This window comes from Roseibium sp. (genome assembly GCF_039982295.1).
In the GTDB taxonomy this organism is placed as follows: domain Bacteria; phylum Pseudomonadota; class Alphaproteobacteria; order Rhizobiales; family Stappiaceae; genus Roseibium.
In genome coordinates this window covers 86,897-111,620 of the sequence record NZ_JBDWYP010000037.1, presented here as the reverse complement: position 1 = coordinate 111,620, position 24,724 = coordinate 86,897, and the positions used below count along the sequence as shown (strand labels likewise).

Sequence of the window (24,724 nt, the reverse complement as noted above, 5' to 3'; positions counted from 1 at the left end):
GCGTCGGGTGCGTAGATCTTCGAGTATTCGCTTTTGTCGATGATGTTTTTCATCTGACTGATCCTCCTATCCGGTCGACCGACCTGCCAAAATTTCGCCGACGGCCTCGGACGCTTGATGGACTGGGTCCTGTGCCAGATGCGCGTAGCGCGCCGTTGATTGCGGGCTGGAGTGGCCCAGGAGGCCGCCGATGATCTGCAGAGGTATGCCGGCCGAGGCGGCCGCACTGGCAAAGCTGTGACGCAGATCATGAATGCGCACGTCCTCCAACTTGGCAGCCTTGCGAATGCGGCCCCAAGGCTTCTGCAAATTAACCAAGTGTGTCCCGTCCTTGCGGCCGGAGATGACGTAGGCGTTATCGACGATGTTCTCATCCTTACGCTGGCGGGCCTCCGTCAATTCCTTGGTCGTCTTCGCAAGCTGCTTGAGGACTTCGATCGCCGGCTCGTTGAGCGGGATCGCCTTGAGGCCTTTTGCGTCCGTTTTGTGGTTGGCCAACAGGAGACGCTTGTTGGCGAGATCGACGGCTTCCCATTCGAGCGTGAGTATCTCGCTCAGGCGGCAGCCGGTGAGGACAAGCAAGCGAATAGCGCCTGCCTGATATGGATCGATGAGTTTCAACTGCTCCTGCTCGTCGATGACGCGGAACAGGCCTTTCAGTTCCTCGGGCGTGAGATAGCGCTGGCGCTTGCGCTCGCGATAAGGCTTCACCGGCAGTGCCGGATTACGGTGCGGCTCGATCAGCCCCCATTGGGCCGCCTTGTTGAACATCGCCTTGACCAATCCCAGAACCCTGTTGGCGTTGTAGGGCGTGTTTTTGAGCTTGCGATGCAGGGTGGCCACGTCCTGCGCCGTCAGCTCGTTTATCTTTCTAGCACCAAATGCTGGTCGAATGTAGCGATCCAGCAACCAGATATGCGCGTTCTTGGTGCTTTCCTTGCACCGGCCTTCACAGTGGTCCTCGAGATACCGGTCGGCCAGTTCACGGACCGTGTCACCCTGACGCAGCTGGGCGCGGGCGTCGGAGGGATCATTTCCGAGGGAGATACCGCCGCGGAGGCGTATGGCCTCGCCCCGAGCCTGGTCGAGGGTGAGCTGTCCGACCCGACCTAGGGTATAGCGGCGCAGGCGCCCGAACTTGTTGCGGTATTGCAGGATGAAAATCTTGGTGCCGCTCGGGCGCACCCTTACGCCGAAGCCGGGGAGGGTCGAGTCCCACACGCAGTAGTCCTTTTCCAGAACCTCGAGAGACTTGATGCGAGCCTTGGAGAGTTTCATGGGACTGACCTTGTGGAAATCATATGGAAATCAAACCAGGGGTAATTCTGGACTCCGTTTGAAATCCACGTCAAGCCTAAAATATGATTCAATACATTGAAAAATAACAATAATTATATCTCCTGCAATCTCCCTCATGCTCCTGCAATCAATCGACCGTTAAACTCATAACCTGAAGGTCGCAGGTTCAAATCCTGCCCCCGCAACCAATAATATCAACGCCTTAGAGAGAAATCTCTAAGGCGTTTTTTCGTGCGGGTAAGCTGGAGGTAAGCGGGAAATCCGACTTGGTGGAAAAATGATATGCAATTTAAAGAGTTTGAGTTAGCGACTTAGTCGATGTTCTCGTCGAGAAAACGGCGGATCTTCTTAAGTGTTTTTGAGGTCGGGGAGTCGTAGGCCTACGGGATATGGTATGCTGACCAGTAGACCGTCCAATCGCTCAGCCCAACCATGACGGTTAAGAAATGAATATCGCCCGGGCGCGGGGCGTCGATGTGTTTTTGTGGTGAACGCTGAACAGCGCAAGGCGACGTCCATGTGGAAGGTGTCGTCGATTCTTCCCAGAGACTGGAACCGGATGTCGGATCAATGGGTGGACGATGGAGAAGTAGTCTGTAGTCGATCCCGGATTTGGGAACCGTATCCAACGAGATCATAGCGCATCCAAATGACAATTTTTTACTTTAGGTACCCATGATCGGGATGGCCGGGCTTTGTGAGCGCTTAGAGGAACTCTGATGCCGGGAGCGTCGCCGATGTCTTCGGGTGGCCTTCGCCACTAGCCGCGGAGAAAGTGAGACAATTGTTGCCGGGGTCAGTTGTGAAGAACTCCAGCACCCGGAGATAGTGCGCTCAGTCGTCACCCAGATGGTAGACGTAGAGGAACTCGATGCTCCCCGTCTCGCACAGCTTGCTGAAGGCAGGCGCTGGAGGCCTTGTACATATGGTCATCGCTGAAACCGGCGTTGACCGGCAGGCCGTAGAGGTGGTCGTCAACGTCGAACTCCCAATGGTGCACGTCGTGTCACAGGAACGCCACCTGGATGGCGAAGTGCAGGCCCTTTAAGGTCATCGACAACGGCATCTCAATCTCGCGCCAGGGCGCGGATTTGAGGTCGAGTAGGGTGACGCGCAGCCGGACAGCGTCGGGCTCAGTGGAGATGCTCATCGGTAAGGCTCTTCGCACCAGTTCCAGGGCAGTAGCTCGTAGATTTGATGGAGTTGACTTGGTGGTTGGCACGACCACGTGATCGAATGATACAGCTTACGGCAATCCCTGGGTCGGTGGAGTCATCATCTCACGCTGGTAATAGCGTACCCCTTGCCCGATTGCACAAAGTCAAAGTCGACGGTTTTACCAACACTGAGTTTTTCCAGCAGGGCCTTATCCATGACCATGAAGCCCATCGTCATGGACGGCCAATTCAAGGTGCCGACAGGCTCGTGGGCCAACGTCACCATGCCACTGCTGCCATCGACCTTGGTCACCTTACCCCTTGTGGAATGGATCGTTTGGTCAGCGGCAGGCTTGTCCATCCTGTTGTTTTCCATAGTGCCCATCGGCATGTCCTTCATGTCGTTCATCATCTTTTGCTGAGCCGTGGCCGGGGCTGCGGCAATCGCCAGGAAGGCGGCACAAAGAACGATCGTTGATTTTTTCATCAAATTCTCTCCACAAGTTGGTGAAAGGTTGCAAGCTGGGGTCTGGCACCGCCGATTGACCCGAAGATATCCATCACGCGGTATCGGCAGATGACGGAATCAGTTGATCCGCCGCCTGTCGTCCTTTGCGCCGTCGGCGCATTAGGTAGTAGGCGGCGGGTATCACGAACATCGATAACAAGGGCGCGGTGATCATGCCGCCGACCATCGGCGCGGCAATGCGCTGCATGACCTCGCTGCCGGTCCCGACGCCCCACATGATCGGCAGCAGGCCGGCCAGAATCACCGCGACGGTCATGGCTTTCGGCCGCACGCGCAGAACCGCGCCTTCCCGAATGGCGTCGAGCAAGTCCGCCTCGCTTGTCAGACCTTGTTCAATCCGCGCGGACCATGCTTGCTTCAGGTACAGGAGCATGATGACCCCGAATTCGGCGGCTACCCCCGCAAGCGCGATGAACCCGACCACGCCGGCGACGGAAAGATTGTATCCGAGGCCGTAAAGAAGCCAGATGCCGCCGACCAGCGCGAACGGCAGGGTGGCCATCAGCAGCAAGGCTTCGCCGAAGCTCTTGAAGGTCAGGTACAGCAGCACGAGGATGATCAGGAGCGTAAAGGGTACGACAACCTTGAGTTTGGCGCTCGCGCGCTCGAGAAACTCGAACTGTCCGGACCACGTAACCGAATACCCCGGCGGCAGATCGACCTGTTCGCTCACCCTTTGTTGCATTTCGCGAACTGCTGAACCGAGATCCCGCCCACGCAGGTCCACGTATACGAACCCGGCCAACCTAGCATTTTCGCTGCGAAGCATCGGGGGGCCATCGTTAATCCGGATGTCGGCGACGTCACCCAACACCAGTTGCTGGCCACGAGGCGTGACGATGGGCAGGGCACGAAGCCTGTCGAGAGAGTCGCGCGTCTCACGGGGATAACGCAGATTGATGGGATAACGCTGCAACCCTTCGACCGTCTCACCAATATTCTTTCCCCCGACGGCGGAACTGACGACGGACTGAACGTCGGCGATATTCAACCCGTAGCGGGCGGAAAGCTCCCGCTTGATGTCCACATCGACGTACCGGCCACCCGTCATACGTTCGGCGAAGGCGCTGGTCACACCGGGCAGGTTCTTGACGGTCCGTTCAATTTCGCCGGTGAGCCTGTCTATGACCTTCAGATCGCTCCCGAGAACCTTGACACCAACCGGGCTCTTGATCCCGGTCGCCAGCATATCGATGCGGTTGCGGATGGGCGGTATCCAAATGTTCGTCAGTCCCGGCACGCGCACGGTTCTGTCGAGTTCCTCGACGATCTTCTCGGGCGTCATTCCGGCGCGCCATTCATCACGGGGTTTGAATTGGATCGTCGTTTCGAACATCACCAGGGGTGCCGGGTCGGTGGCGGTGACCGCCCTGCCGGCTTTTCCGTATACGGTCGCGACTTCGGGGACAGTCTTTATCAGGCGATCCGTTTGTTGCAGCAACTCGGCGGCCTTTCCCGCAGACAGGCCAGGAAGCGCCGTCGGCATGTAGAGCAGGTCGCCTTCGTCGAGCGGCGGCATGAATTCGCTTCCGATATGCTGCAACGGCCACAAACTGGCCACGAAAAACAGCGCGGCCACAACAATAGTCGACCTGGGAAACCGCAACACGACTTCAAGCATCGGCCGATAAACCGCGATCAGTCCGCGATTGATGGGGTTTTTGTGCTCATCGGGGATGCGGCCGCGAATCAGATACCCCATCAGCACCGGGATCAACGTGACGGCCAAACCGGCGGCTGCGGCCATTGCATAGGTCTTGGTGAAGGCCAGGGGAGAGAATAGCCGCCCCTCCTGCGCTTCGAGCGCGAAAACCGGCACGAACGACAGGGTGATGATCAGCAGAGAGAAGAACAGGGCCGGGCCGACCTCTGCCGCGGCATCACCGATGACCCGCCACCTTGCCTCTCCCGCCAGTGGCTCATCCGGGTGTTTATGACGCCAGTGCTCCAGGTGCTTGTGCGCGTTTTCGATCATCACCACGGCGGCATCGACCATTGCTCCGATGGCGATGGCGATCCCGCCCAGGGACATGATATTGGCGTTCACACCCTGCCAATTCATGACCATGAAGGCGGCAAGAATACCGATAGGCAACGAGACGATCGCGACCAACGCCGACCGAAGATGAAACAGGAAGATTACGCAAACCGCCGCGACGACAAGAAATTCCTCGAACAACTTGAAGCTCAGGTTCTCGATGGCACGTTCGATCAGACCCGCGCGGTCATAGGTCGGAACGATTTCAACGCCGTCCGGTAGGCTCGATTTCAGGGTTTCCAGCTTGTCTTTGACCGCTTGGATGGTGGAAAGGGCATTCTCGCCGGATCTCATCACGATCACACCGCCCACCGCTTCGCCCAGTCCGTCCAACTCACCGATCCCGCGCCGCATTTCCGGACCGATCTGGATATGCGCGACATCGCCCAGGACCACCGAGACACCGGCATCCGTGGTCATCAGCGGTATGGTTCGGAAATCGTCCAGGGATTGAAGGTAGCCGGAAGTCCGAACCATGAACTCGGCCTCGCCCATTTCGAGAACCGAGCCCCCGGCCTCCTGATTGGCTCGACGAATGGCGTTCACGACAGTTCCGTGGGCGATCCGATAGGCGGCCAGCTTGTCGGGATCCAGAACCACCTGGTATTGGCGCACCATGCCGCCGATCGTCGCCACTTCGGCTACGCCGGGAACCGTCTTGAGCTCGAATTTCAGGAACCAGTCCTGAAGGCTTCTTAGCTGCGACAAGTCCTGCCGGCCGGACTTGTCGACCAAGGCGTACTGATAGATCCAACCGACACCCGTGGCATCGGGCCCCAGGGCCGAGTTGGCACCGGGCGGCAGGCGTGATTGAGCTTGGTTGAGGTATTCAAGAACCCGGGATCGCGCCCAATAGAGGTCGATTCCGTCCTCGAACAACACGTAGACATAGCTGTCACCGAAGAAGGAATAGCCGCGCACCACCGCAGCGCCGGGCACCGAGAGCATCGTGGTCGTGAGAGGATAGGTGACTTGGTTCTCCACAAGCTGCGGCGCCTGGCCGGGCCACGTCGTCCGGATGATCACCTGGGTGTCGGACAGGTCCGGAAGCGCGTCCAGGGGCGTGCGGGTCAATGAAATGATCCCCCAGGCGGTAAGCAGCAGGGTGGCCAGCAAGACCAAAAAACGGTTGGCGATCGACCAGTAAATTAGACGGGCGATCATTTCGACTCTCCCGCGGAGGGTCCGTTCCGGGGCGTCAGGGAAACGATCATTGGCGCATCTCCCTCCTGCAACTGGAACCTGATCTCAATCTCGTCGCCGCTCCGCACGCCGGGCATCTTGATCTGGGGGGGCAACTTGAAATCCATGGTCATCGCCGGCCATTGCAAGGCCTGGATCTCGGGATGCACCAAGGTCAGGGCATCGGCCGACACTGCCTCGACACGCGCGGTCGTTTCATAGGTCCTGGCCGCATTGGACTCCGGCGTGCTCATTGGCGGCGGGGACATGCGTGCCTCGACTCCCTTCAGGCTGGCCTCGGAATCGATAAGAAACTGGCCGGATAGGACAACCTTCTGGCCTTTTAAGAGACCGCTTATAATCTCACTCCGGCCATTCTGCTCCCTACCAACCTCTACTTCGGTGGGGCGGAACCCGTTATTGTCCTCGGCCACCATAACCAAGGTGCGTCGGCCTGTTCTGATCAGCGCTTCGGAAGGCACCAACAAAACCATTCTGCTTTGCTCATCCAGAAGACGCATCCGCACGAACATTCCGGGGACAAGAAGTTCCTCTGGATTTGCCAATTCCAAACGCGCCTTGCGCGTTCGGGTCGTGGGGTTCACCTCGGGCAGCAGGGCCTGTACCTTGCCCTCGAATATCTTCCCGGTCAGGCCGGGCGCCTGCGCCGAAACCGGACTTCCCGCGCGCAATTTCGCCGCCTGGCTTTCTGGCACTTCGGCATGCGCCCACACCGTCGAAAGGTCGTTTATCCGGGCCAGAAGCATTCCCGAATTGACCGTGCTGCCCTCGCGGGCCGTCAATTCGGTGACGACGCCGTCATGCGGTGCGACGATCGTGGTGCGCGCCTGCACCTTGCCCGTGCGTTCGACATTCTCGATCTGGCGATCATCCATGCCGGCTTGCCGCATGCGTTGCAGAGAGGCCTCGACAAGAGGTTGAAGATCGCGCCCTTGCATTCGACGGACGCTAAGGTAGTCCTCCTGTACGGCAACCCAGTCGGGTACATAAAGTTCGAACAACGGTTGACCCTTGGTGACGCGGTCCAACGTCGCGCGGACATGCAGCTTCTCGACAAACCCGGTCGCGCGGGCCTGGATGGCAGACTGACCGCGTTCGTTCCAGGCGATGGCGCCGACCGCCGAAACTTCCTGCGAGAGGACGCCGTCAACGACCTCTCCGACGCGAAGGCCGAGATTTTGCTGGATACGCGGGCTGACGGTCACGGTTCCCGGGTCCGATCCCTCGCCCCCCGAATACGCGGGGACGAGCATCATATCCATGAACGGCGACTTGGCCGGGGAATCGAACTTTTTCCCCGGCACCATGGGGTCGTGATAATAGAGAATCCGACGATCTGTCAGGGGGTCCGTATCACCGGCCTTGAGGCCGCTTTCCATGTGGCGGCGGGTCGCTCTTTCTCCTTCGGGAATTCCCCAACTGGAAGGGTCTTCTGGCGCCGCGACGGTCATCGCCTGTGCCTCCATCAAACCAACCGAAGGAGATTGGGGCGCCGCGTGCGACATGCCGAGGCGATAAAGCCCAAAGCCGGCCGCGGTGATCACGCTGATCGCGAGCAGGCTCATCGATATCTTTTTGCTGTTCATTGTCCCGGCTCCTTGTCGGATTTGGAATTGGTTGCATCGGCTGACGCATCGGGTTCAGGTATGAGAAACTCCAACCACGCCCAGATGGCTGCGGCCTGTTTTTCGATTCGCAATCTCTCCAACTGGGTGTTGATCTCCATACGCCGGGCCTCCAGCACGGTCGCCAGTGTCCCCTTGCCGCCGCGGTATGCCGCAACGGATGCGTTGGTCCTCTCGGTGGCCAGGGGAATTAACGACTGGTCGTAGTCCCGCACCCTCATCAGGTTGGAGCGCCAAGTCGCCAACATGCGCTCGACTTCCGAATGATGCTCGCGGCGCATCTCTTCCCGCTCGGCCCGTATCTCGGCGACTTTTTCGAGGCGCGCGGCGAGTTCTCGGTCCTGGCGGTTTTTTTGGTTCCACTGAAGCGGGATAGACGCGCCGACGGAGACCATGTCGCTGAAGTTGTCACCTCGCCTGCTGAACATAAGGGAGAGGCTCCAGTCGGCGTTCTTGTCTTCCCTCGCGACCTTGACCTCGGCCAGCGCGACCTGCTCCTTTGAGTTCAGGGCTTGAATTTCAGGATGCAAATCGACTTGGTGCGCTGTGTCTAGTCCGTCCCAGCCGATATTGCTCAGGGCCGGTGCGGTGCCCAGCGGCAACCTCGCGCTCTCTCCAATCCATCGTGCCAAGAGAGTGGTGGAATTGCTGACATCCGCTCGCACCTCGTGAATTCGATTGTCGATGCGGGAAATCTCCTCTTGTGCCGCGATAACGTCTTTTTGCGGGCCTCGACCGCTTCGATAAGCCGTGGAAACAGCCTCTGCTGTAAGGACGGCTTCTTCACGCTGGCGTTCGAGCAGGTTCAATATGCGCTGTTGATAAAAGCGGTCGAACCAGGCACGCGCGGTTTCGGTTCGAAGACGCGCCAATTCCATGGACCGCATTGCCGACGCCAATTCTGCCTCGCGTTCAAACCGGTCGCGTCGGGCATCCCTTTTGTCACTTCCGATGAATGTCTGCGTAAGGCCGACCGAACGCATGGTCATGAAATCGTCGGTCAGGCTGTAGCGCATTGAACCAGTGACAGGCAGATTGTCGATCGAGAACCGGAGAACAGGGTCGGGCAGACTACCCGCCGACACCGCCCTTTCGCGGGATGACCGGCCCCTGGCGTCTTTAGCGTGCAAACTGAATGAACGTTCTTCCGCCAACCGAAGGGCGTGATCAATAGTCAATTCGGCTGATGGTTCAGGCGCCTGCGCGAGAGGCTCCTTGGGGAAAACGATCGTTAACGCGGCGACGGCAACAAGAAAAATTGAAAAGCCGCGGAAGGATTGAGCGAGAAAAGTGGGGGGCCCTTTGGCTTCCCGCGGGGACTCTTCACCCTTCGGCACTGGGACAGCGGCCAGGAGTTCGTGTTTCTCCGCGACACCATGAGATGGTGGCACAAGTGTGACGAGGGCAAGCCCAGGCATTCCCGGAGCCAACCTCTTGATGACGGACATATTGTTCGATCCTTCTTGGCGGACGGCCATCGGATGCCGCCGGAAACGGTGCACGCATACGCGAGACTAGCGGCCAGGCTCAGGCCCGGTCCAAGGCACGCGCAGAGGTCATCGAAGGATCAGGTTCGTGGGGGAGGGAATAACAGACCGATTGCCCACGAACGCAGGTTCTCGGCTTTAACGAGTCGAAGCGCGATGGTCTCCTGATCGGGAAATTCGTGCGTTGATGCACCAATGATCAAGGGAACAAGACAGGTTGAAACGCAGAACTCAGGCGGGCAGGACTGTTCCGTCGCGCAACAAGAACCTTCCGCTTCTCCGTGTCGGGCCGCATCGTTCTGACAGCTGATGACGTCCACTTGGCCAACGCTGGCGCCGCCTGATGTCGATAAGCTACCCGAGTCCGCCCACGCAGCGACCACAGGTGGAAGCAACAAGGCAGATACCAGTAAAATCGCTGAGATCAGACGAGGTAAAAATCGCATCAGGGTTACAGAGCCAACAATCTGAAGCAGGGAAGGCGATAAGGTACGATATCAAATTTTTTTTGCGGCGCACCATCTTTGTTTTCGCAGGGCATCATATTTTTGTGACCGTACGACAACCTCATCGCATCGGGCCGGAAAACCGACCAATCCATGGGGTCGAGCAAGAAATAGGCCGATCTCTTATGATATTCAAGGAGCCGAAGATCAAGTTCCAGAGGCCAATGACATATCCGCCATGCGGGGCTATGGTTGCCCTATTCCTGCGGTTCGAAGGGCGTCTTCGGTCACGCCTCGACCGGCACAACACGAGGCCAGAACGCCGTCAACCGCCACGGCGGGCAGCGTGCGCACGCCCAAGTCCTTGGCCCTGGCGATCACCTCGTCCTCTTTCATATTGAGGATGGAAACCTCGCAGTTTGAACAGGCCATCTGGTTGACCAGCTCAATGGTGTCCTCACACAAGCCGCATCCGGCACTGAAAACTTCGATCTTGCGTTTCTGGGGCATCGTCAAAATCTCCTTCGTTGAGTCATGAGGTTACGTATTCGTCCTTAATGTTCGCACAAGCAGGACAGCCCGCTGTTTGGCCCGATTGGCTTTTGCTTCGCATCGGCCAGGTGTTCCACAGGGACGCGGCAACGAGAACGCCAAGACCAGCCCACATGGCCGGGTCGCTGTCGAAGCCGAACTTGCCGATCAGCACGATCCCTGCGCCGACAACACCCAACCCAAACGGACCGTACCCGCGCCGTGTCGTCGCCCGGTAAGCCAATGCAGAAACGGCAACGGCAAGAAAGGCACCGGTGAGCGGCAATAGAAACGGGGTATAGTCGATAAATCCGATGCCAAGACTGCTGAACAAACCGGCATAGGCCGGCCAACAGGCGGGGCAGGCCAGTTTCGGCAATAAAGCCGCCCCGATGGACGGCACCATGGCCGCATTCAAATGCAAGGTTCCGGAGGGCTTGCCGGGTTCATAACCTGGCGTCAACGCCGTCACGATCTGGTCAAGCGGCGGCACGCCACGCGCATCGCCTTCCAACGTGTATATGCGGCAACACGAACTGGCTTCTTCAAGGGGAAGTCCCGACACGTCCTTACCATCGACCAAGATCGTCGGAGAGCCATAGGAACGAACGTGGTCGGGCGTATCTGGGGCACCAACCTCCCATTCCGACCAAGCAGGAGCCACACCGGCAGCGCCAAACGCCGCTATCAACTGTTTTCGGGCCGCCGCGATATTCGGGCATGATTTTTCATAGACGAATTCAACGGTCGGCATTTGCGGGCCCTTTCCTGGCTTCCAGGGCATCAAGAATCGGACAGGCACTCACTGGCCCTGTGCTGGGGCACGCATTCGTCCATGTGCTGAGGACATCCCGCATTCGCGATAAAACATCGATCTTCTCCTCGATTTCGCTGAGTTTCCCCAGCGCCCGGTCCCGAACATCGCTGCACGATGCCCCGGGATCGGTTTTAAGTGAGAGAAGGTCTCCGATATCCCGCAAGGTGAACCCAACATCCTGGGCGCGTTTGATGAACTGAATATGCCGAACGACCTCAGGCGCGTATTTCCGATAGCCGTTCGCGTCCCGATCAGGCGTTTCAATCAACCCTTGCTGTTCGTAGTAACGCAGGGTTTCGACGCTCACGCCGCCTTGCCGGGCGACATCTCCGATGTTCAACATTTCTCAGTATCTCCGTCGATTCCGGACAGCGTAAACCCTGTAGTATACTTTAGGGTCAAGGGCGAAATTTGCCTTGATCCGGCCATGATTGATGGCAACACTTCCGACCGATGAGACGACTGCTGCGATCCCGCCTTCTGATTGTCGCCCTGCTGCTTGCAGTGGGCGTGGGGTCCGTCGTCTCGGTGGTCCAGGCGGGACAAATGCGTGTCGACATGGCCATGACCGGCGATGTTCAAGGTCCCGATGGCGATAGCTGTACTGCGTGCGGCACCGGCGGTGATGGGGCAAAGGCATCGATAGATTGCGTGTCGGCCTGTCACCTTTCCGCAATCGATATGGTCGATGGCCGCGCGGCCGTCGGCATGGCCGATGACCGAACGTATCCCCTAGATCGCAGGCAATTCGCGCGGTCATCCGGGCCTCTGCTCGACCCCTCTCCCCCAAAATCCATTCTCGGTTAGTGCGCAGCCGGCGAAAGCCTTTGCTTTTGCCACGCGTCACGTCTTAGGCCCGCCTCCTCCATACGGGGCAGGTGAGGCTTTGTTGGTACAGGCTCGTCAGCCTGTCCGCCTCCATACCCGAGAATGGACATCATCTAATGAAAAACACGTTCAACAACGGCCTGTCGCGCCGTTCCTTCCTAGCTGCCGCCGGCGCCGCGGCAGGGGTGGCTGCCGTGCCCGCCTGGGCAGCACCTTCGCTTCCCCTGCGTCAATTCGATTTGGACGCCGGCCCCGGTGCGACCCACCTAGTGGACAGTGACGGGGCGAAAACCAAAGTCTGGTCGTACAATGGTCGCGTGCCCGGCCCGGAAATCCGGATACGCCAAGGCGAACGTCTGCGCGTCGCCGTGCGCAACGGACTGACCGAAGAGACGACGGTTCACTGGCACGGGCTTCGCGTGCCCCATGCGATGGACGGCGTGCCACATCTGACGCAAAAGCCCATCGCGCCCGGCGAAACCTTTGTCTACGAGTTCGATGCACCCGACGCCGGGACTTATTGGTATCACCCTCATCAGCGGAGCTTCGAGCAGGTCGGGCGTGGCCTTTACGGCCCCCTGATCATCGAGGAAACGAACCCGCCCCAAGTGGACCATGATGTGACCTGGGTATTGGACGACTGGCGCTTGCTGAAAGATGCGCAGATCAGCGAGGATTTCGGGAATCGCCATGATATGAGCCATGCCGGCCGCATCGGCAACACGGTTACGGTCAATGGCCGGATCACCGATATATTCGAAGCCAGGGCAGGCGAGCGTATCCGCCTGCGCCTGATCAATGCCGCCAACGCCCGTATCTTCGGCCTGGAATTCGAAGGTCATACACCCTGGGTCATCGCCTATGACGGCCAGCCGGTTGACCCGCACCAGGTGACGGGACGGTTGGACATCGGACCGGCCATGCGGATCGATCTGATCCTCGACCTGACCGGCGATCCGGGCGATGCCTTTGCCGTCAGGGATACCTTCTACAGTCGTCTGAAATACCGACTGTTGAATGTCGTCTACGGGCCCAAGCGGTTGCGGGAAAAGCCGATGCGCGAGGTCGCGGCGTTGCCCGACAACACCATGCCCGAACCTGACCTGGCTTCTGCCGAGCGTCATCACATCGCGTTCGGCGGCGGCATGATGGGCGGTATGTCCATGGCCAAGATGGGCGGACGTGAGGTCGGCATGATGGAAATGATGCGGAACGGCAAGGCCTGGACGGTCAACGGCGTCGCCGCCACGGGTCACGTCATGGACCCCATTCTGACGCTGGCGCGGAACCGCTCCTACATCCTGGCTCTGGACAACCAGACGGCTTGGCACCACCCCATCCATCTGCATGGACACTCCTTTCGCGTGATCAGCCGAAACGGCGAGCCGACCCGTCATAAGGAATGGCAGGACACGGTTCTGATGGCGCCGCGCGAACAGGTCGAAATCGCCTTCATCGCCGACAACCCCGGCGGCTGGATGTTCCATTGCCACATCCTGGAACACCAGGCCGGCGGCATGATGGGTGTCATACAGGTGACATGAGGAGGGCCGGAAATGAGACGAAATCTATTCTCCACGGCCGGCGCGATTATCGCGGCCTTGTTCACCGGATTTATCGACACGGCGCGGGCGGACGGCGACCCTGACCGTGGTCGAAAAGCCTTTTTGCAATGTCTGTCCTGCCATTCGGCCCGTCCCGACCTCCACAAGACCGGCCCCAGTCTGGCGACGGTCGCCGGGCGGAAAGCCGCGACGGTTGAAGGATTCGGGCGATACAGCGATGCCCTTAAGGCTTCCGGCTTGGTCTGGAGCGATGAAAAACTGGACGCCTGGATGCTCGATCCCAGGGGGCTGGTTCCCGGAACGTCCATGAACATTCCGGGCATCAAGTCGACGTCCGACCGTCGGGATATCATCGCCTTTTTGAAGGCCGTGAAAGCTGAACAGTCAGCTGAAAGGTCACCGGCGCCTTCAAATGAATCCGGTGGCAGCATGATGATGGGGGATCGCCCTATGCCTGATCTGGAAGCACTGGGTCCGGAGCGTCAGGTCGCGTCGCTGACCTACTGCCGAGGCACCTATCATGTGCGTACGGTAGCCGGGCAGGTTCAGAAAATCTGGGAGTTCAATCTCCGGTTCAAATCGGACTCTAGTGATAAGGGGCCGATGGCGGGGAAGCCGGTGATCATCCCCAAGGGCATGAGGGGGGATCGATTCTTCGTCATCTTTGCCCAACCGTCCGAGATCAGCCCGTTCATCGAAAACCGATGCTGAATCAGTCCGGCGTAACTCAGTTAATCTAGTGTCAAAAAGGAAATGATCATGACCATTAGAAACCGAATTCAAGCGGCCATCTTTGCGGTCTTGCTCAGCGCTGTTACTGCCGTTTCTACTCTTGCGGCCGACCGGCCTGACGCCACCATCATCAAGAACCCGCAGTGCGGCTGTTGCGAAAGCTACGCCGACTACCTTCGCGAGAACGGCTTCAAGGTAACGGTCAAGGCATCCCACGACCTTACCTTGATGAAGCGTGAGATGGGCGTGCCTGATGACTTCGCGGGCTGCCACACCATGGTGCTCGACAAATACGTTGTCGAAGGCCACGTCCCGGTTTCCGCTATCGACAAGCTTCTGACCGAACGCCCGGACGTCAAGGGAATTTCCCTGCCGGGTATGCCGCAAGGGTCGCCCGGAATGTCGGGCACAAAGGCAGCCCCCTTCACCGTCTACCAATTCGGCCAAGGGCCGGCAAAGGTCTTCACGGTCGAATGATGGAGGATTTCAACCCAACCGCCTTCATGCTGGTTGCGGCAACCGTCGGGTCAATTTCCCTGCCGGTTGCCGCGCAATCACCCGAGACGGACAACCTTGCCCGGGGTCGCACGCTTTACCAAACCCACTGCGCCAGCTGTCACGGCAAGAACCTGAAAGGGCAGCCTGATTGGCAGATCCGCCGGCCGGACGGCCGTCTGCCGGCCCCGCCGCATGATCGGACGGGACATACCTGGCACCATCCGGATGCGCACCTGTTCCGGATGACCAAGCACGGTCTTGTTCCGCCGTTGGCACCGGCGGGATACGAAAGCGACATGCCGGCGTTCGGCGACATCCTTTCGGACGACGAGATCTGGTCCGTACTCGACTTCATCAAAAGCACCTGGCCGGACCGTTTTCGGCGCCGGCAGCAGGACGTCACCAAAAGGGCGAATGAGAAATGAGCAATATGATGGGAACCGATTGCGCGATGGGCTGGGGCATGATCCTGGCAGGCGCATTAGCCGCCGGACTGGCGTTGTTGGTCGCGGCCGCGTTGATCAAGTATCTGTTCAGCAACGGCGGGAGAAACCGCCATGAGTGAAATGCTTCTTGAAGCAGGACAAAGGCGTCGCACAGCGCTTTTGTTCTGGGGGCCCGTGGTGGTGTTCGCGGGCTTGGCCGTGGCGTTGGGCTGGGGATTGACGCGCGATCCGAAGGTGCTGCCCTCGGCCCTGATCGACAAGCCGGTGCCCGAGTTCAATCTGCCGCCGGTCAAGGGACGAACCTCGGGCCTCGCGTCGGCGGATCTCTCGGGTGAGGTGTCTATCGTCAACGTATTCGCTTCCTGGTGCCTACCATGCAAAGCGGAACATCCGATTTGGATGGATCTCAAGGCGCGGAACGTCGTGCCCATTCACGGGCTAAACTATAAAGACACGCCCGATGATGCCTCGGCTTGGCTCAACCGGCTTGGCGATCCCTACAAGCGGACAGGCGCCGATCTCGATGGCCGTGTCGCCATCGACTGGGGTGTCTATGGCGTGCCGGAAACGTTCATCGTCTCCGCCGACGGGCGTATCGCCTACAAGCACGTGGGGCCTGTGACACAGGAAATCGTGGACGGCACGCTCATGCCCATCGTCGATCGCCTGCTGCGGAAAGCTGATGGAGCAAAGTCATGACAGTCATGACGCGCCGCCGGGCCATGACGGTTATGGCCGCAGCATCCGTGGTGTTGCCGGCTGCCGTCGCAGGCGCCGCGGGAACGGCTAAGACCTTTAGCCTGCACGATGCACCATTGCCAATGTCGGAGGTCACATTTACCCACGAAGACTGTCGGCCCGGGGCACTCGCGGACTTCAGGGGCAAACATGTGCTCCTGAACATATGGGCGACATGGTGTCCACCCTGCCGCGAAGAGATGCCGACGCTAGACCGCCTGCAGGGCCTTCTGGGCGGCAACGACTTTCATGTGTTGCCGCTTTCGATCGATCGGGCAGGGGTGAAGGTCGTGCGGGATTTCTATGCAAAGACCGGCATCGAGAACCTGAAAATCTACATGGATCAGAATGCACGGGTCATGCGTGTCCTGAAGTTAGGCGGTTTGCCGACGACCTTCCTGATCGACCCAAGCGGGCAGCAGCTCGGCCGGTTGGTTGGTCCTGCGGAATGGGATGCGCCGGATTTGGTCACCCTGTTCCGGGACCGGATTGCGTCAGCAAAGAATCAAAGGTGATAGAGCGATGAAGAATGGTCAACAAGCAGTGCTCGCGGTTGCAACCGCTCAACGCGCCGTCAACAAGCTCTGGCCCTATGTCACCGGGCGCCGTGGTTGGATTCTGTTCGGGCTCGCCGCCATCGGTGGCGGCCTGGCGATGAACTGGGGCACGGTGGTGGCGCTGGGCTTGGCGCCGCTTCTTCTTGGTGTTCTGCCCTGTGTCGCCATGTGTGCGCTGGGCATGTGCATGAGCGGGGGGAGCGGAAAATGTTCGTCCAAGCCAGGGGAGAAGGAAAAGCCAGACGATGTCTGACAGCACTTCCAGCGCGCCGAAGGATAGCCCCCGTCTCCGGGGTGTGCGATGGGCGGCTTGGGGACTTGTCCTGATCACGGCCATGGCTGTGGCCGGTATCGTCGGCTGGAGTACCTATAAGCCGGAACCGCCGTTGCCCACGGCACGGCAACTCGGCCAAGCCATGATCAAAAGCCAATTCACGCTGACAGATCACCACGGACGTAACGTCACAGAGCAGGACTTCCATGGACGATGGCAGCTGGTGTTTTTTGGCTTCACATTCTGTCCCGACGTCTGCCCGACAACGCTCGCGGTCATGGCCCAGGTTCTGGATATTCTGGGGGAGGACGCGAACAAGGTGGCACCGATGTTCATCACGGTTGATCCGGAGCGCGACACACCCGAGGTATTGGCTGAATATGTCGGGGCCTTCCACCCGGATATCGTCGGCCTTACCGGCACGCCTGAGCAGATCAAACAGGCTGCGAAGTCATTCCGGGTTTTTTACGGGAAAACCGAGAGAGCCGATGCGCCGGGCGGCTACGTCATGGGGCATTCGGGGTACATGTACCTGATGACGCCGGACGGCTCGTACGACGCGGTGTTCTCGGAAAACCTTCATCCGCCGGAGAAAATCGCGGCGGAGATCCAACGTCGCCTGAAGAACGAAAGAATTGAAAAATGAAATCACTGAAATTGAGTCTGTTCGCCTTCATTGCTGCCTTCACTCTGCTGATACAGGCACGCGGCGCGTCAGCAGGAGACGCTTCAATTGTCATTGAGAAACCTTGGGCGCGTGCGTCTATCCTACAATCGCGGCCGGGTGCCGCCTATTTGACGATCCGCAATACCGGCACGAAATCGGATCGACTTCTAAAAGTCACGTCACCAGCTGCGGGCATGGTGATGATCCATGAATCCAAAGTCGCAGACGGCGTCGCGTAAATGCAGGACCGCAATGAGGTGACTATCCTACTAGGAGCCGAAGTGGTCTTCCGCCTGGGCGGGCTGCATCTCATGCTCATAGAATTGCATGAGAAACCACGAAAGGGTGTAAATCTGACTTTGGCTTTGGAGTTCGAGCATGCCGATTCTCGAGCTTGGGGCGACCAGCCCGGAATAACCCGGCCACAAACCGCTTCGTATAGGTCCGTGCGATATAGGTCAATGCGATGGAATTGACTGTCGGGTTTTCTTGCAGAGTGTAAGACACTTGAATATAGAACGGCCAGACTTTGCGGCCAATCTGCCGGGCTGAAGGGAATGATTTGCTATGAATGATCGTCATGAGCATTGGAATGACGTGTATGGGGCCCGCGAAGAGACTGCGCTAACCTGGTTCGAGGCAATCCCCACCGTATCTCTCGAACTGATCCGTAAGTACGCCGATGCAAACGATCCTATCCTGGATGTCGGCGGTGGCGCTTCCCGGATCGTCGACAGCTTGATTGATCTCGGCTTCAGCCGCATCTCGATCTTGGACCTATCCGAAGCAGGAATGAATGTGTCACGCTGCCGACTGGGGTCGCGGGCAGACAAGGTAACGTGGATCACAGAAGACGTAACCAAATGGGTTCCCGATCAGCCCTACCGGCTCTGGCATGATCGAGCGGTGTTCCATTTCCTGACATCAAAAGACGACTGCAGGGCCTACGTTTCGAGGATGCTGTCAGCGCTCGAGCCCAGTGGAATTGCGATTATTATGACGTTTGCAGAGGACGGGCCGGAGATGTGCTCCGGGTTGCCTGTTATGCGTTATTCGCCCGAAGACCTGGTAGCCACCTTGGAAGAAATCGCACCGGGTGCTTTGAAAACGGTCGATATGCGGAAGCATGTGCACATGACACCCAAAGGGAACGAGCAGAGGTTTCAGGTTTCTGTCTTACGGAAGGCTGATCAATAAGATTTAGTTTGATCGCAGGCGCTAGGTGAAGAAACCTCCCCACTCAGAACCTGCGATCCTGATTCTCCCCTCGTTTACCTCGAATTTCGCCCTGCCAATTGTGTTGCTCGCTAACTACCAGCTTGCCGAATAAGAGGCGTAGTTGAATTTGAACATGATCAATCTCAGTTCACCTAGGCAATGGAAAAGGTAAGTTAAATGCCGTCACCTATTGAACGATCTGCATCCAGCCGGTGTGCCGGTCGACCTTGAGCTTCTGGACGACCTTTCCGTCTTTGTCCGTGATTTCGACCTCGATCACATCACCCTCTTTCTCGCTGACATTGCCAAGTTTGACGTTCTGGTTTCCGCTCCAGGCCAAGCGGTGCTCCATCATATGCTTAACTTCATCGGCCGTCAGGTCGCGGCGCAGAACCTGCATCCCTCCCCAACCGCCCATCATGGGCATTTGGCTTCCCATCATGCCGGACCCCATCATCGGCATCTGGCCCATCATGCCGTACCCGCCCATCATGGGCATTTGGCCTCCCATCATGCCGGGCCCCATCATCGGCATTTGGCCCATCATGCCGTAGCCGCCCATCATGGGCATTTGGCTTCCCATCATGCCTTGGCCCATCATCGGCATTTGGCCTTGGCTGGAATTCGAGTTTCCGGAGCCATGGGCGAACGCCGATGTGGTGATCGACATGGCCAAAACACAGGCCACGGCCAATCCGGCCAGCTTCGTTTTACGTGTCATGATCAATCTCCTCTCACACTTTTTCAAAAGACGCGCCGAAATAACGACATCTTTCTTAAGGCTAAACTATTCTCGGTGTCGGTACTTTGACCTGCGTCAACTCCAGTATTGTTTGTTCGTTGAGCATCGCACCGTCTGGCCATCTCAAAAATTCAAATAGATATCCCGGGGAGTCGCAACGCAGTTGGAAATTTCGGATGCCACGCGATCTGAAAGCCTCGAACGCCCCCGGATTCCTATGGTTTCCGCGATGGCGGTCTCATAAGCCATTAGGCTGCCCAAGACTTCTTGCGCTGCGCGGATGCGCCAAATCCGTTCCTTGGCGACAACAGCAAGCGCGCCTTGAACCTTTTCAGCAATCGCGGTGCGAGCGGTCGGGTTAGCACGCAAAACCCGGCGCGCTTGAGTTAGGGCATTTTCTATTTCCGTGGAATGGCGGACCAGGGCTGCCTGGCCATAGGCTGTTTTCAACCGATCTATCAGATCGTCCGCAGGCATCACCTCCACATTCGCCTTTAACTCTTGCAAAGCCTTTTGGAGGGAACCCACACGGTCTCCGTCATTGATCGCCTGGATCGCTTCGACCACGGGGCCATGAGCCGCATCAACGGTTCGTCGATAACGAATACGTGCGTCATGGTGAGCCTTCAGCTTAGCCGCCATGTCGGTCCGCACATCCGTCCAGCCTGCCGGAATTTGGGCCGTTAGTTCGGCGCGTTCGTTTGTTAGGGGCTTTATGCGCGCTTCTGCCCGCCGACCTTCCTCGGACGAGGCCGCCCTACCGGCCCAGGAAATGATAGCCCGGTTTTGCTCGATCTTCTTGTCGATCCGCCGAATATCGCGTTCGATCCGCCGCACCCTGTCGTGGACCGGCCGGTAGGTCTGCGCCGCCGTGTGTATCGCCGCAGCGGTTTCGGTGATTCGTTCCATCGTCGGAAACGCATTTTCCGCTTTCTCGAAGCTGCGTATTAGTTCGTTCTGAAGGTATGAAGGAAGTCCCTCCAGATTGATGTTCCGGGCTTTGCCGATGGCTTGCCTTATGGTCGTCCCGTTTATTTGAAACTCGTCCCTTATAAACTCTTCCATGCAGTACTGAAGCCGAGGATTGGTTGGCGGCGGTGAAGCCTCCGCCCCGAGCGAAACACGGGTCGGAAGATAGGTCACCAAGGTCGGATAGGCCGCAACCACACCAAGGACCAGCAACTGAATGGCGATGAAAGGCACAACGCCCTTGTAGATGTCGAGCGTACGGACGCCTTTCGGCGCGACCCCGCGCAAGTAGAAGAGTGCAAAACCGAAGGGCGGCGTTAGAAACGAAGTCTGAATGTTCAGCGCGATCATAACACCGAACCAGACAGCGGCGACGTTTGCTGCGGGGTCGGTCAGCAGAATCGGCGCGATGATCGGGACAACAACCACGGTGATTTCCAGAAAGTCGAGGAAAAATCCGAGGACGAAAATGATGATCATGGCGACTGCGAACTGACCCCAGAACCCGCCCGGCAGGCCACGCATGAAATCACGCACCAGGTCCTCACCGCCGAACCCCCGGAATGCCGCTGTCAGCATGACCGCACCGATCAGGATGGCGAACACCAGGGAGGTCGTCTTGGTCGTGTCCTCCAACACACGCTTTAAGGTGCCGCCGGTTGCCCATGTGCGCCAGAGGCTCCAACCGAGGGCGATGGCGAGGGCGCTTGAGGCGACTGCGGCGAGCACGATGCCCGCGATGTCTGCTGTGCCTTCGATCTTTCGCAGATTGACGTGGAAAAGGGCATTGATGATGCCAAGAGCAACTAGGGCGGCGATGGCCAGTAGGGTCGGCCAGAAGGCATCACGCTGACCTTCACGCAGGCGGTATCCGGCCATCATGGCCGCCCCTGCGGCACCGACGGCGCCGGCCTGATTGACCGTGGCGATGCCGGCGATGATCGAACCAAGAACCAAAAGAATAAGGGTCAGGGGCGGGGCCAAGGCGATGAGCAGCGCCGTAACGGCATTCTTGCCAGAGATATCTGTATGCCTGTGCACCGGTGCCAGGTCTGGCCGCAGATAGGCCGTGACGAGGATATAGAGGACATAGAGGGCGATAAGGACCAATCCCGGCACGAGAGCGCCCATGAACATCTCGCCTGCGCTGACCGATGGCACATCGAACTGGCTCGGCATCAGCAGGTCATCTGTCACGGTCTTGTAAAGGGCCCGCCGGGCGGCGTTGGCTTCGTTGACGGCGGTGGTGAGTTGGTGGACCAGGATCAGCAAGACGATCGACGGCGGGACGATCTGGCCCAGCGTGCCCGTGGCTGCGACAATGCCCGTCGCCATGGGCTTGGAATAGCGGTTCCGTAACATGGTCGGTAGCGAAATCATGCCCATGGCGATCACCGTCGCGCCGATCACGCTGGTGGTTGCCGCCAGCAAGGCGCCGACCAGGACGACCGAGACGCCGAGCCCACCGCGCACCGTGCCAAACAGACGCGCCATGGCGACGAGAAGGTCTTCGGCGACGCGCGACTTCTCCAGCATCAGGCCCATGAAGATGAACAACGGCACGGCGATCAACACATCCGTCCCGTCATTGTTATAAATTCCCCGAATGTTCATCGCTCCAGCGGATAGCCATTCGCTAGGGCCTCCGCCGTGGATAAAGAATGCATCCGGGTTTCCAGTGACCACCAGACCGGCGAACGCGGCCAGGCTGACGGCGACGATCGCCGAACCCGGAATGGCGAATGCGACGGGAAAGCCCGAGCCGAGGGCGACGGCCAATATCACGACCAGTAGGACGAGGAAAAAGAGTTCCATCCTCAGCCCCCCTCAGCGCCGCCCGTTGGCGTGGGCTCGCCCAGCACGTCGGCCATTCCGCCGAACATCATGCTGACGAATTGAATGATGAGTGTGACCGCGAACACCCCGACCAGTACGGTCATCAGGTACAGGATGTACATGCCGTCGCCGACGCCTTCGATCTCGAAGGTCCGCAGGGCGCTGTTGAGGATGCCGGTGCGGCCTGCCGTGCCGACGCTCAGGATTAGCCAGCAGAACGGCATGCCGAGCACCAGGGCACCGATGGCGTTGACCAGCCCGCGACGGCGGGGATTTGATTCCACGTAAAGCAGATCAATCCGCACATGGCCATCCTCATAAAGGGTGTAGGCGCAGCCCAGCATGAATAGGGCCGCATACCAGAAGCGGACCAGATCGCCCATGTAGGTCTGTTCGTAGGAAAACTCGAAGCGGAACAGCACGATTAGTAGTTCGGCGACGACGATCATCAGGACCAGCCAAGGTAGCGCTAGGACCCGTGTGCGAAGCGCGATGGCGAGCCCGATTGCGACCAAGGGCATGTGCACATAGGCACCGCGCAATTCCGCGCGCCCCAGAGTATCTGCCAGCGGCGCGCCGACCAGGCCGATCAGGAGTTGCTCGCCCTTCAGAAAGGCAAGAGTGAAGTCGACCAGACCGATCAACAGAACAGCCCAGAACCCGGCGCGGATGAGCACGGCATTGAGCCCAAAGACCCGCTGGTGGTCCGTTCTAAGGCTGCGGTCCCTGGTGCGTGCGACATGGGCGGCGGCGGCCAGTACGGCGGCAGCGTAGATGGCCACCTGTAACCAGATGCGGGGATCGTGGCCGCCAGTGGACGGGTTGGCCAAAATCCTGACGCCAGGCCATCCAAGCCAATTGGTCAGGAAATTATTGAATAGAAAGGCGGCAAGTACGCCAATGATGGCCCAACCAAAAATTCTCGTCAGGGCTATGGGGAAGTTCGGTATGGAAGCAAAGCCAGCATTTCGTTTGTTCTGCTTAAGCTCCGGCATGATGCCCCCTTAACCCTTATTTTTCGTGCCGTTCAGGAACGTCGACGTCAAAATTAAAAACGCGCCGATGAAAATGAAAACATCGGCAGCGTTGAAAGCAGGCCAGTGCAGTCCTTGCCAATGAAAATCGAGGAAATCGGTTACAGCACCTAGTCGCCAACGATCGATGATGTTGCCGAGTGCGCCGCCCGCAACCAGGGCCAGTCCTCTGCGCTCTCCCGGCAAGCGGGATCTTAATGCCCAGGTCATCAGCAGACTGGCGATCGCAAGGGAGAGAAGAGCCAGTGTTCCTGGTCGGGAGGCAAAAAAATCCTGAAACATGCCGAAACTTACGCCGGTGTTGAAGGTCAACATCAGGTTAAAAAAGGAAGTCACCTCGATCACTCTCGGCGGGTCCATCACTCTGGTAAGGATGATCCACTTAGTCACCTGGTCGCCAGCCGTCGCCCCTGCCGCCAGGAAAAACGGCGAAAGTGTATGCAAGCCGGTCTGCCGGCAGCGATTACCGAAGATTAGTCTGGGCAATGTCGCGCCAATCCATTTCTCCACTCCTTACCTCCCGGCCATCGTTGTCTCTAATTTACAATCGATATGGCCGATGCCTTTTGACGCTTCTGGGGGACTGATCGAATCGTAAAAAAAGACGGTGCAGAACGCCTCCCCCGAGCTTTTTCATTTAAAGCACCTCTGTTCAGCGCCTGCGCCGCCAACAGGAAAACCAACGGCTTCGATACGCACCTCGTCAATTCGAAATCTAACCGGCGCGCATATAGCAACTTCAAAGCTATCCAGCCTCCTGTTTGGTATCTCCCCTTTGGCACTCGTCGATATTCTTATTCTCATGTTTTCCAAGTGCCGTTTAGCCGGCCTGCGTGCTGGTCCACTCCGATCTTGCCTGGAGGACAATCTGCGTTGCCGACCAAAGAAACAGCCCGGCCATGAGGGCAGCGACGATAAGGTCGGGCCATGCAGTGCCGGTAAACCAGACACCTGCCGCTGCCAACATAACAGCCACGTTTCCGATGGCATCGTTTCGGCTGCAAAGCCAGACAGAACGGACATTCGCATCCCCGTCTTTAAATCGCCTCAACAAGAGGACACTGATAATATTGGCGGCCAGCGCCATGAAACCGATTGCGCCCATGATTGTCGCCGAAGGCATACCCAGAATTAGGACCTGATATGCTGTTGAGCCGAACACCCAAAGCCCCATAGCGCCGAGACTGAACCCTTTCGCGAGCGCTGCCATTGCCCGAATTCTGACAGACATGCCGATGACAAATAAGCTGATTGCATAGGTTACGGTGTCACCAAGAAAGTCGAGCGCATCTGCTTGCAAGGCTTTCGACCCAGCAAAAGCGCCCGCGGCCATTTCGACGAAGAACATTGAGCCGTTAATCGCGATAACAACCCATAGCGCACGTTTGAAATCCTTTGAAACTCCATCGAATTTGGCAGTATCTCCGCAACAATTGGCACTCATATGGATCGGTTCCTTTAATCCGTGATGGGCACGTTCATTGAAAC

Annotated in this window: 25 protein-coding genes and 1 pseudogene; 12 read left to right on the top strand and 14 right to left on the bottom strand. The window is 58.4% G+C overall.

All coding sequences use genetic code 11. The annotated features are described in order from the left end of the window. Nucleotides 1–66: 66 nt before the first annotated feature. From ABJZ52_RS07385 to ABJZ52_RS07345, 9 genes are all read right to left on the bottom strand, one after another. Nucleotides 67–1,278 (bottom strand): tyrosine-type recombinase/integrase, encoded by a 1,212-nt coding sequence (locus ABJZ52_RS07385; protein WP_348322592.1) that lies wholly within the window; start codon nt 1,276–1,278, stop codon nt 67–69. Nucleotides 1,279–2,305: 1,027 nt separating this feature from the next. Continuing rightward, nucleotides 2,306–2,449: a hypothetical protein gene (locus ABJZ52_RS07380; RefSeq protein ID WP_348322591.1), complete on the bottom strand. Its 144-nt coding sequence runs from the start codon at nt 2,447–2,449 to the stop codon at nt 2,306–2,308. A gap of 125 nt (nt 2,450–2,574) precedes the next feature. Further along, on the bottom strand, nt 2,575–2,943 hold the full coding sequence (locus ABJZ52_RS07375) for a copper-binding protein (protein ID WP_348322590.1): 369 nt from the start codon (nt 2,941–2,943) through the stop codon (nt 2,575–2,577). Nucleotides 2,944–3,016: 73 nt separating this feature from the next. Further along, entirely contained in the window at nt 3,017–6,187 is a 3,171-nt protein-coding gene (locus tag ABJZ52_RS07370; RefSeq protein WP_348322589.1) for an efflux RND transporter permease subunit, read from the bottom strand. Continuing rightward, entirely contained in the window at nt 6,184–7,812 is a 1,629-nt protein-coding gene (locus ABJZ52_RS07365) for an efflux RND transporter periplasmic adaptor subunit (protein ID WP_348199501.1), read from the bottom strand. Before ABJZ52_RS07365 ends, ABJZ52_RS07370 begins: the two co-directional genes overlap by 4 nt. Next, nucleotides 7,809–9,188 (bottom strand): TolC family protein, encoded by a 1,380-nt coding sequence (locus tag ABJZ52_RS07360; RefSeq protein WP_348199499.1) that lies wholly within the window; start codon nt 9,186–9,188, stop codon nt 7,809–7,811. The genes ABJZ52_RS07365 and ABJZ52_RS07360 overlap by 4 nt, the downstream gene beginning before the upstream one ends. Before the next feature lie 842 nt (nt 9,189–10,030). After that, nucleotides 10,031–10,294, bottom strand: coding sequence for a thioredoxin family protein (locus tag ABJZ52_RS07355; RefSeq protein WP_348199498.1), 264 nt, complete (start codon nt 10,292–10,294; stop codon nt 10,031–10,033). 22 nt (nt 10,295–10,316) lie between these two features. Next, a complete protein-coding gene (locus ABJZ52_RS07350) occupies nt 10,317–11,069 on the bottom strand; it encodes a MerC family mercury resistance protein (RefSeq protein ID WP_348199563.1) in 753 nt (250 codons plus the stop codon). After that, nucleotides 11,056–11,475 carry a heavy metal-responsive transcriptional regulator gene (locus tag ABJZ52_RS07345; protein ID WP_348199562.1) on the bottom strand — a complete coding sequence of 140 codons (420 nt, stop codon included), beginning with the start codon at nt 11,473–11,475 and terminating at the stop codon, nt 11,056–11,058. The genes ABJZ52_RS07350 and ABJZ52_RS07345 overlap by 14 nt, the downstream gene beginning before the upstream one ends. Nucleotides 11,476–11,585: 110 nt before the next feature. On the opposite strand from ABJZ52_RS07345, the gene ABJZ52_RS07340 reads away from it, so the two are divergent. The 12 genes and pseudogenes from ABJZ52_RS07340 (at nt 11,586) to ABJZ52_RS07285 (ending at nt 18,634) form a co-directional block, all read left to right on the top strand. After that, a complete protein-coding gene (locus tag ABJZ52_RS07340; RefSeq protein WP_348322588.1) occupies nt 11,586–11,939 on the top strand; it encodes a hypothetical protein in 354 nt (117 codons plus the stop codon). 137 nt (nt 11,940–12,076) lie between these two features. Then, nucleotides 12,077–13,504, top strand: a complete 1,428-nt coding sequence (locus ABJZ52_RS07335; RefSeq protein WP_348487732.1) for a multicopper oxidase family protein — start codon at nt 12,077–12,079, stop codon at nt 13,502–13,504. A 12-nt stretch (nt 13,505–13,516) separates the two neighbouring features. After that, nucleotides 13,517–14,236 (top strand): c-type cytochrome, encoded by a 720-nt coding sequence (locus ABJZ52_RS07330; RefSeq protein WP_348322586.1) that lies wholly within the window; start codon nt 13,517–13,519, stop codon nt 14,234–14,236. Nucleotides 14,237–14,284: 48 nt separating this feature from the next. Next, nucleotides 14,285–14,734 (top strand): DUF411 domain-containing protein, encoded by a 450-nt coding sequence (locus ABJZ52_RS07325; protein ID WP_348322585.1) that lies wholly within the window; start codon nt 14,285–14,287, stop codon nt 14,732–14,734. Then, nucleotides 14,731–15,180, top strand: coding sequence for a c-type cytochrome (locus ABJZ52_RS07320; RefSeq protein ID WP_348322584.1), 450 nt, complete (start codon nt 14,731–14,733; stop codon nt 15,178–15,180). Before ABJZ52_RS07325 ends, ABJZ52_RS07320 begins: the two co-directional genes overlap by 4 nt. Continuing rightward, on the top strand, nt 15,177–15,320 hold the full coding sequence (locus ABJZ52_RS07315) for a hypothetical protein (protein ID WP_348322583.1): 144 nt from the start codon (nt 15,177–15,179) through the stop codon (nt 15,318–15,320). Before ABJZ52_RS07320 ends, ABJZ52_RS07315 begins: the two co-directional genes overlap by 4 nt. Continuing rightward, the gene (locus tag ABJZ52_RS07310; RefSeq protein WP_348322582.1) at nt 15,313–15,900 is read left to right on the top strand and encodes a DsbE family thiol:disulfide interchange protein; all 588 of its coding nucleotides are present in this window, start codon (nt 15,313–15,315) and stop codon (nt 15,898–15,900) included. The genes ABJZ52_RS07315 and ABJZ52_RS07310 overlap by 8 nt, the downstream gene beginning before the upstream one ends. After that, on the top strand, nt 15,897–16,454 hold the full coding sequence (locus tag ABJZ52_RS07305) for a TlpA disulfide reductase family protein (protein ID WP_348487731.1): 558 nt from the start codon (nt 15,897–15,899) through the stop codon (nt 16,452–16,454). The genes ABJZ52_RS07310 and ABJZ52_RS07305 overlap by 4 nt, the downstream gene beginning before the upstream one ends. 7 nt (nt 16,455–16,461) lie before the next feature. Beyond that, complete coding sequence (locus ABJZ52_RS07300; protein WP_348322580.1) at nt 16,462–16,749, top strand: hypothetical protein; 288 nt, start codon at nt 16,462–16,464, stop codon at nt 16,747–16,749. Nucleotides 16,750–16,831: 82 nt separating this feature from the next. Continuing rightward, complete coding sequence (locus ABJZ52_RS07295; protein ID WP_348322579.1) at nt 16,832–17,416, top strand: SCO family protein; 585 nt, start codon at nt 16,832–16,834, stop codon at nt 17,414–17,416. Further along, nucleotides 17,413–17,913 (top strand): annotated as a pseudogene (locus ABJZ52_RS07290) (copper chaperone PCu(A)C). Before ABJZ52_RS07295 ends, ABJZ52_RS07290 begins: the two are co-directional and overlap by 4 nt. 91 nt (nt 17,914–18,004) lie before the next feature. Beyond that, on the top strand, nt 18,005–18,634 hold the full coding sequence (locus ABJZ52_RS07285) for a class I SAM-dependent methyltransferase (RefSeq protein WP_348322578.1): 630 nt from the start codon (nt 18,005–18,007) through the stop codon (nt 18,632–18,634). A gap of 208 nt (nt 18,635–18,842) precedes the next feature. Here the strand turns inward: ABJZ52_RS07285 and ABJZ52_RS07280 are convergent, their stop codons facing one another. From ABJZ52_RS07280 to ABJZ52_RS07260, 5 genes are all read right to left on the bottom strand, one after another. Continuing rightward, nucleotides 18,843–19,376 (bottom strand): hypothetical protein, encoded by a 534-nt coding sequence (locus ABJZ52_RS07280; RefSeq protein WP_348322577.1) that lies wholly within the window; start codon nt 19,374–19,376, stop codon nt 18,843–18,845. Between the two features lie 144 nt (nt 19,377–19,520). Continuing rightward, nucleotides 19,521–22,181: a TRAP transporter large permease subunit gene (locus ABJZ52_RS07275; RefSeq protein ID WP_348322576.1), complete on the bottom strand. Its 2,661-nt coding sequence runs from the start codon at nt 22,179–22,181 to the stop codon at nt 19,521–19,523. A gap of 2 nt (nt 22,182–22,183) precedes the next feature. After that, entirely contained in the window at nt 22,184–23,197 is a 1,014-nt protein-coding gene (locus tag ABJZ52_RS07270; RefSeq protein WP_348322575.1) for a TRAP transporter small permease subunit, read from the bottom strand. Nucleotides 23,198–23,206: 9 nt separating this feature from the next. Next, nucleotides 23,207–23,746: a signal peptidase II gene (gene lspA / locus ABJZ52_RS07265; RefSeq protein WP_348322574.1), complete on the bottom strand. Its 540-nt coding sequence runs from the start codon at nt 23,744–23,746 to the stop codon at nt 23,207–23,209. 310 nt (nt 23,747–24,056) lie between these two features. Then, nucleotides 24,057–24,680 (bottom strand): cation transporter, encoded by a 624-nt coding sequence (locus tag ABJZ52_RS07260; protein WP_348322573.1) that lies wholly within the window; start codon nt 24,678–24,680, stop codon nt 24,057–24,059. Nucleotides 24,681–24,724: the final 44 nt, after the last annotated feature.

Excerpts from the sequence above, each read along its gene's own strand:
- ABJZ52_RS07285 (WP_348322578.1), top strand. The coding sequence starts at position 18,005 with ATGAATGATCGTCATGAGCATTGGAATGACGTGTATGGGGCCCGCGAA.
- ABJZ52_RS07355 (WP_348199498.1), bottom strand. The coding sequence starts at position 10,294 with ATGCCCCAGAAACGCAAGATCGAAGTTTTCAGTGCCGGATGCGGCTTG.
- ABJZ52_RS07315 (WP_348322583.1), top strand. The coding sequence starts at position 15,177 with ATGAGCAATATGATGGGAACCGATTGCGCGATGGGCTGGGGCATGATC.
- ABJZ52_RS07325 (WP_348322585.1), top strand. The coding sequence starts at position 14,285 with ATGACCATTAGAAACCGAATTCAAGCGGCCATCTTTGCGGTCTTGCTC.
- ABJZ52_RS07320 (WP_348322584.1), top strand. The coding sequence starts at position 14,731 with ATGATGGAGGATTTCAACCCAACCGCCTTCATGCTGGTTGCGGCAACC.
- ABJZ52_RS07370 (WP_348322589.1), bottom strand. The coding sequence starts at position 6,187 with ATGATCGCCCGTCTAATTTACTGGTCGATCGCCAACCGTTTTTTGGTC.
- ABJZ52_RS07375 (WP_348322590.1), bottom strand. The coding sequence starts at position 2,943 with ATGAAAAAATCAACGATCGTTCTTTGTGCCGCCTTCCTGGCGATTGCC.
- ABJZ52_RS07330 (WP_348322586.1), top strand. The coding sequence starts at position 13,517 with ATGAGACGAAATCTATTCTCCACGGCCGGCGCGATTATCGCGGCCTTG.
- ABJZ52_RS07280 (WP_348322577.1), bottom strand. The coding sequence starts at position 19,376 with ATGACACGTAAAACGAAGCTGGCCGGATTGGCCGTGGCCTGTGTTTTG.
- ABJZ52_RS07310 (WP_348322582.1), top strand. The coding sequence starts at position 15,313 with ATGAGTGAAATGCTTCTTGAAGCAGGACAAAGGCGTCGCACAGCGCTT.
- ABJZ52_RS07345 (WP_348199562.1), bottom strand. The coding sequence starts at position 11,475 with ATGTTGAACATCGGAGATGTCGCCCGGCAAGGCGGCGTGAGCGTCGAA.
- ABJZ52_RS07270 (WP_348322575.1), bottom strand. The coding sequence starts at position 23,197 with ATGCCGGAGCTTAAGCAGAACAAACGAAATGCTGGCTTTGCTTCCATA.
- ABJZ52_RS07335 (WP_348487732.1), top strand. The coding sequence starts at position 12,077 with ATGAAAAACACGTTCAACAACGGCCTGTCGCGCCGTTCCTTCCTAGCT.
- ABJZ52_RS07340 (WP_348322588.1), top strand. The coding sequence starts at position 11,586 with ATGAGACGACTGCTGCGATCCCGCCTTCTGATTGTCGCCCTGCTGCTT.
- ABJZ52_RS07295 (WP_348322579.1), top strand. The coding sequence starts at position 16,832 with ATGGCTGTGGCCGGTATCGTCGGCTGGAGTACCTATAAGCCGGAACCG.
- ABJZ52_RS07275 (WP_348322576.1), bottom strand. The coding sequence starts at position 22,181 with ATGGAACTCTTTTTCCTCGTCCTACTGGTCGTGATATTGGCCGTCGCC.
- ABJZ52_RS07350 (WP_348199563.1), bottom strand. The coding sequence starts at position 11,069 with ATGCCGACCGTTGAATTCGTCTATGAAAAATCATGCCCGAATATCGCG.
- ABJZ52_RS07385 (WP_348322592.1), bottom strand. The coding sequence starts at position 1,278 with ATGAAACTCTCCAAGGCTCGCATCAAGTCTCTCGAGGTTCTGGAAAAG.
- ABJZ52_RS07300 (WP_348322580.1), top strand. The coding sequence starts at position 16,462 with ATGAAGAATGGTCAACAAGCAGTGCTCGCGGTTGCAACCGCTCAACGC.
- ABJZ52_RS07305 (WP_348487731.1), top strand. The coding sequence starts at position 15,897 with ATGACAGTCATGACGCGCCGCCGGGCCATGACGGTTATGGCCGCAGCA.
- ABJZ52_RS07380 (WP_348322591.1), bottom strand. The coding sequence starts at position 2,449 with ATGAGCATCTCCACTGAGCCCGACGCTGTCCGGCTGCGCGTCACCCTA.
- ABJZ52_RS07365 (WP_348199501.1), bottom strand. The coding sequence starts at position 7,812 with ATGAACAGCAAAAAGATATCGATGAGCCTGCTCGCGATCAGCGTGATC.
- ABJZ52_RS07260 (WP_348322573.1), bottom strand. The coding sequence starts at position 24,680 with ATGAGTGCCAATTGTTGCGGAGATACTGCCAAATTCGATGGAGTTTCA.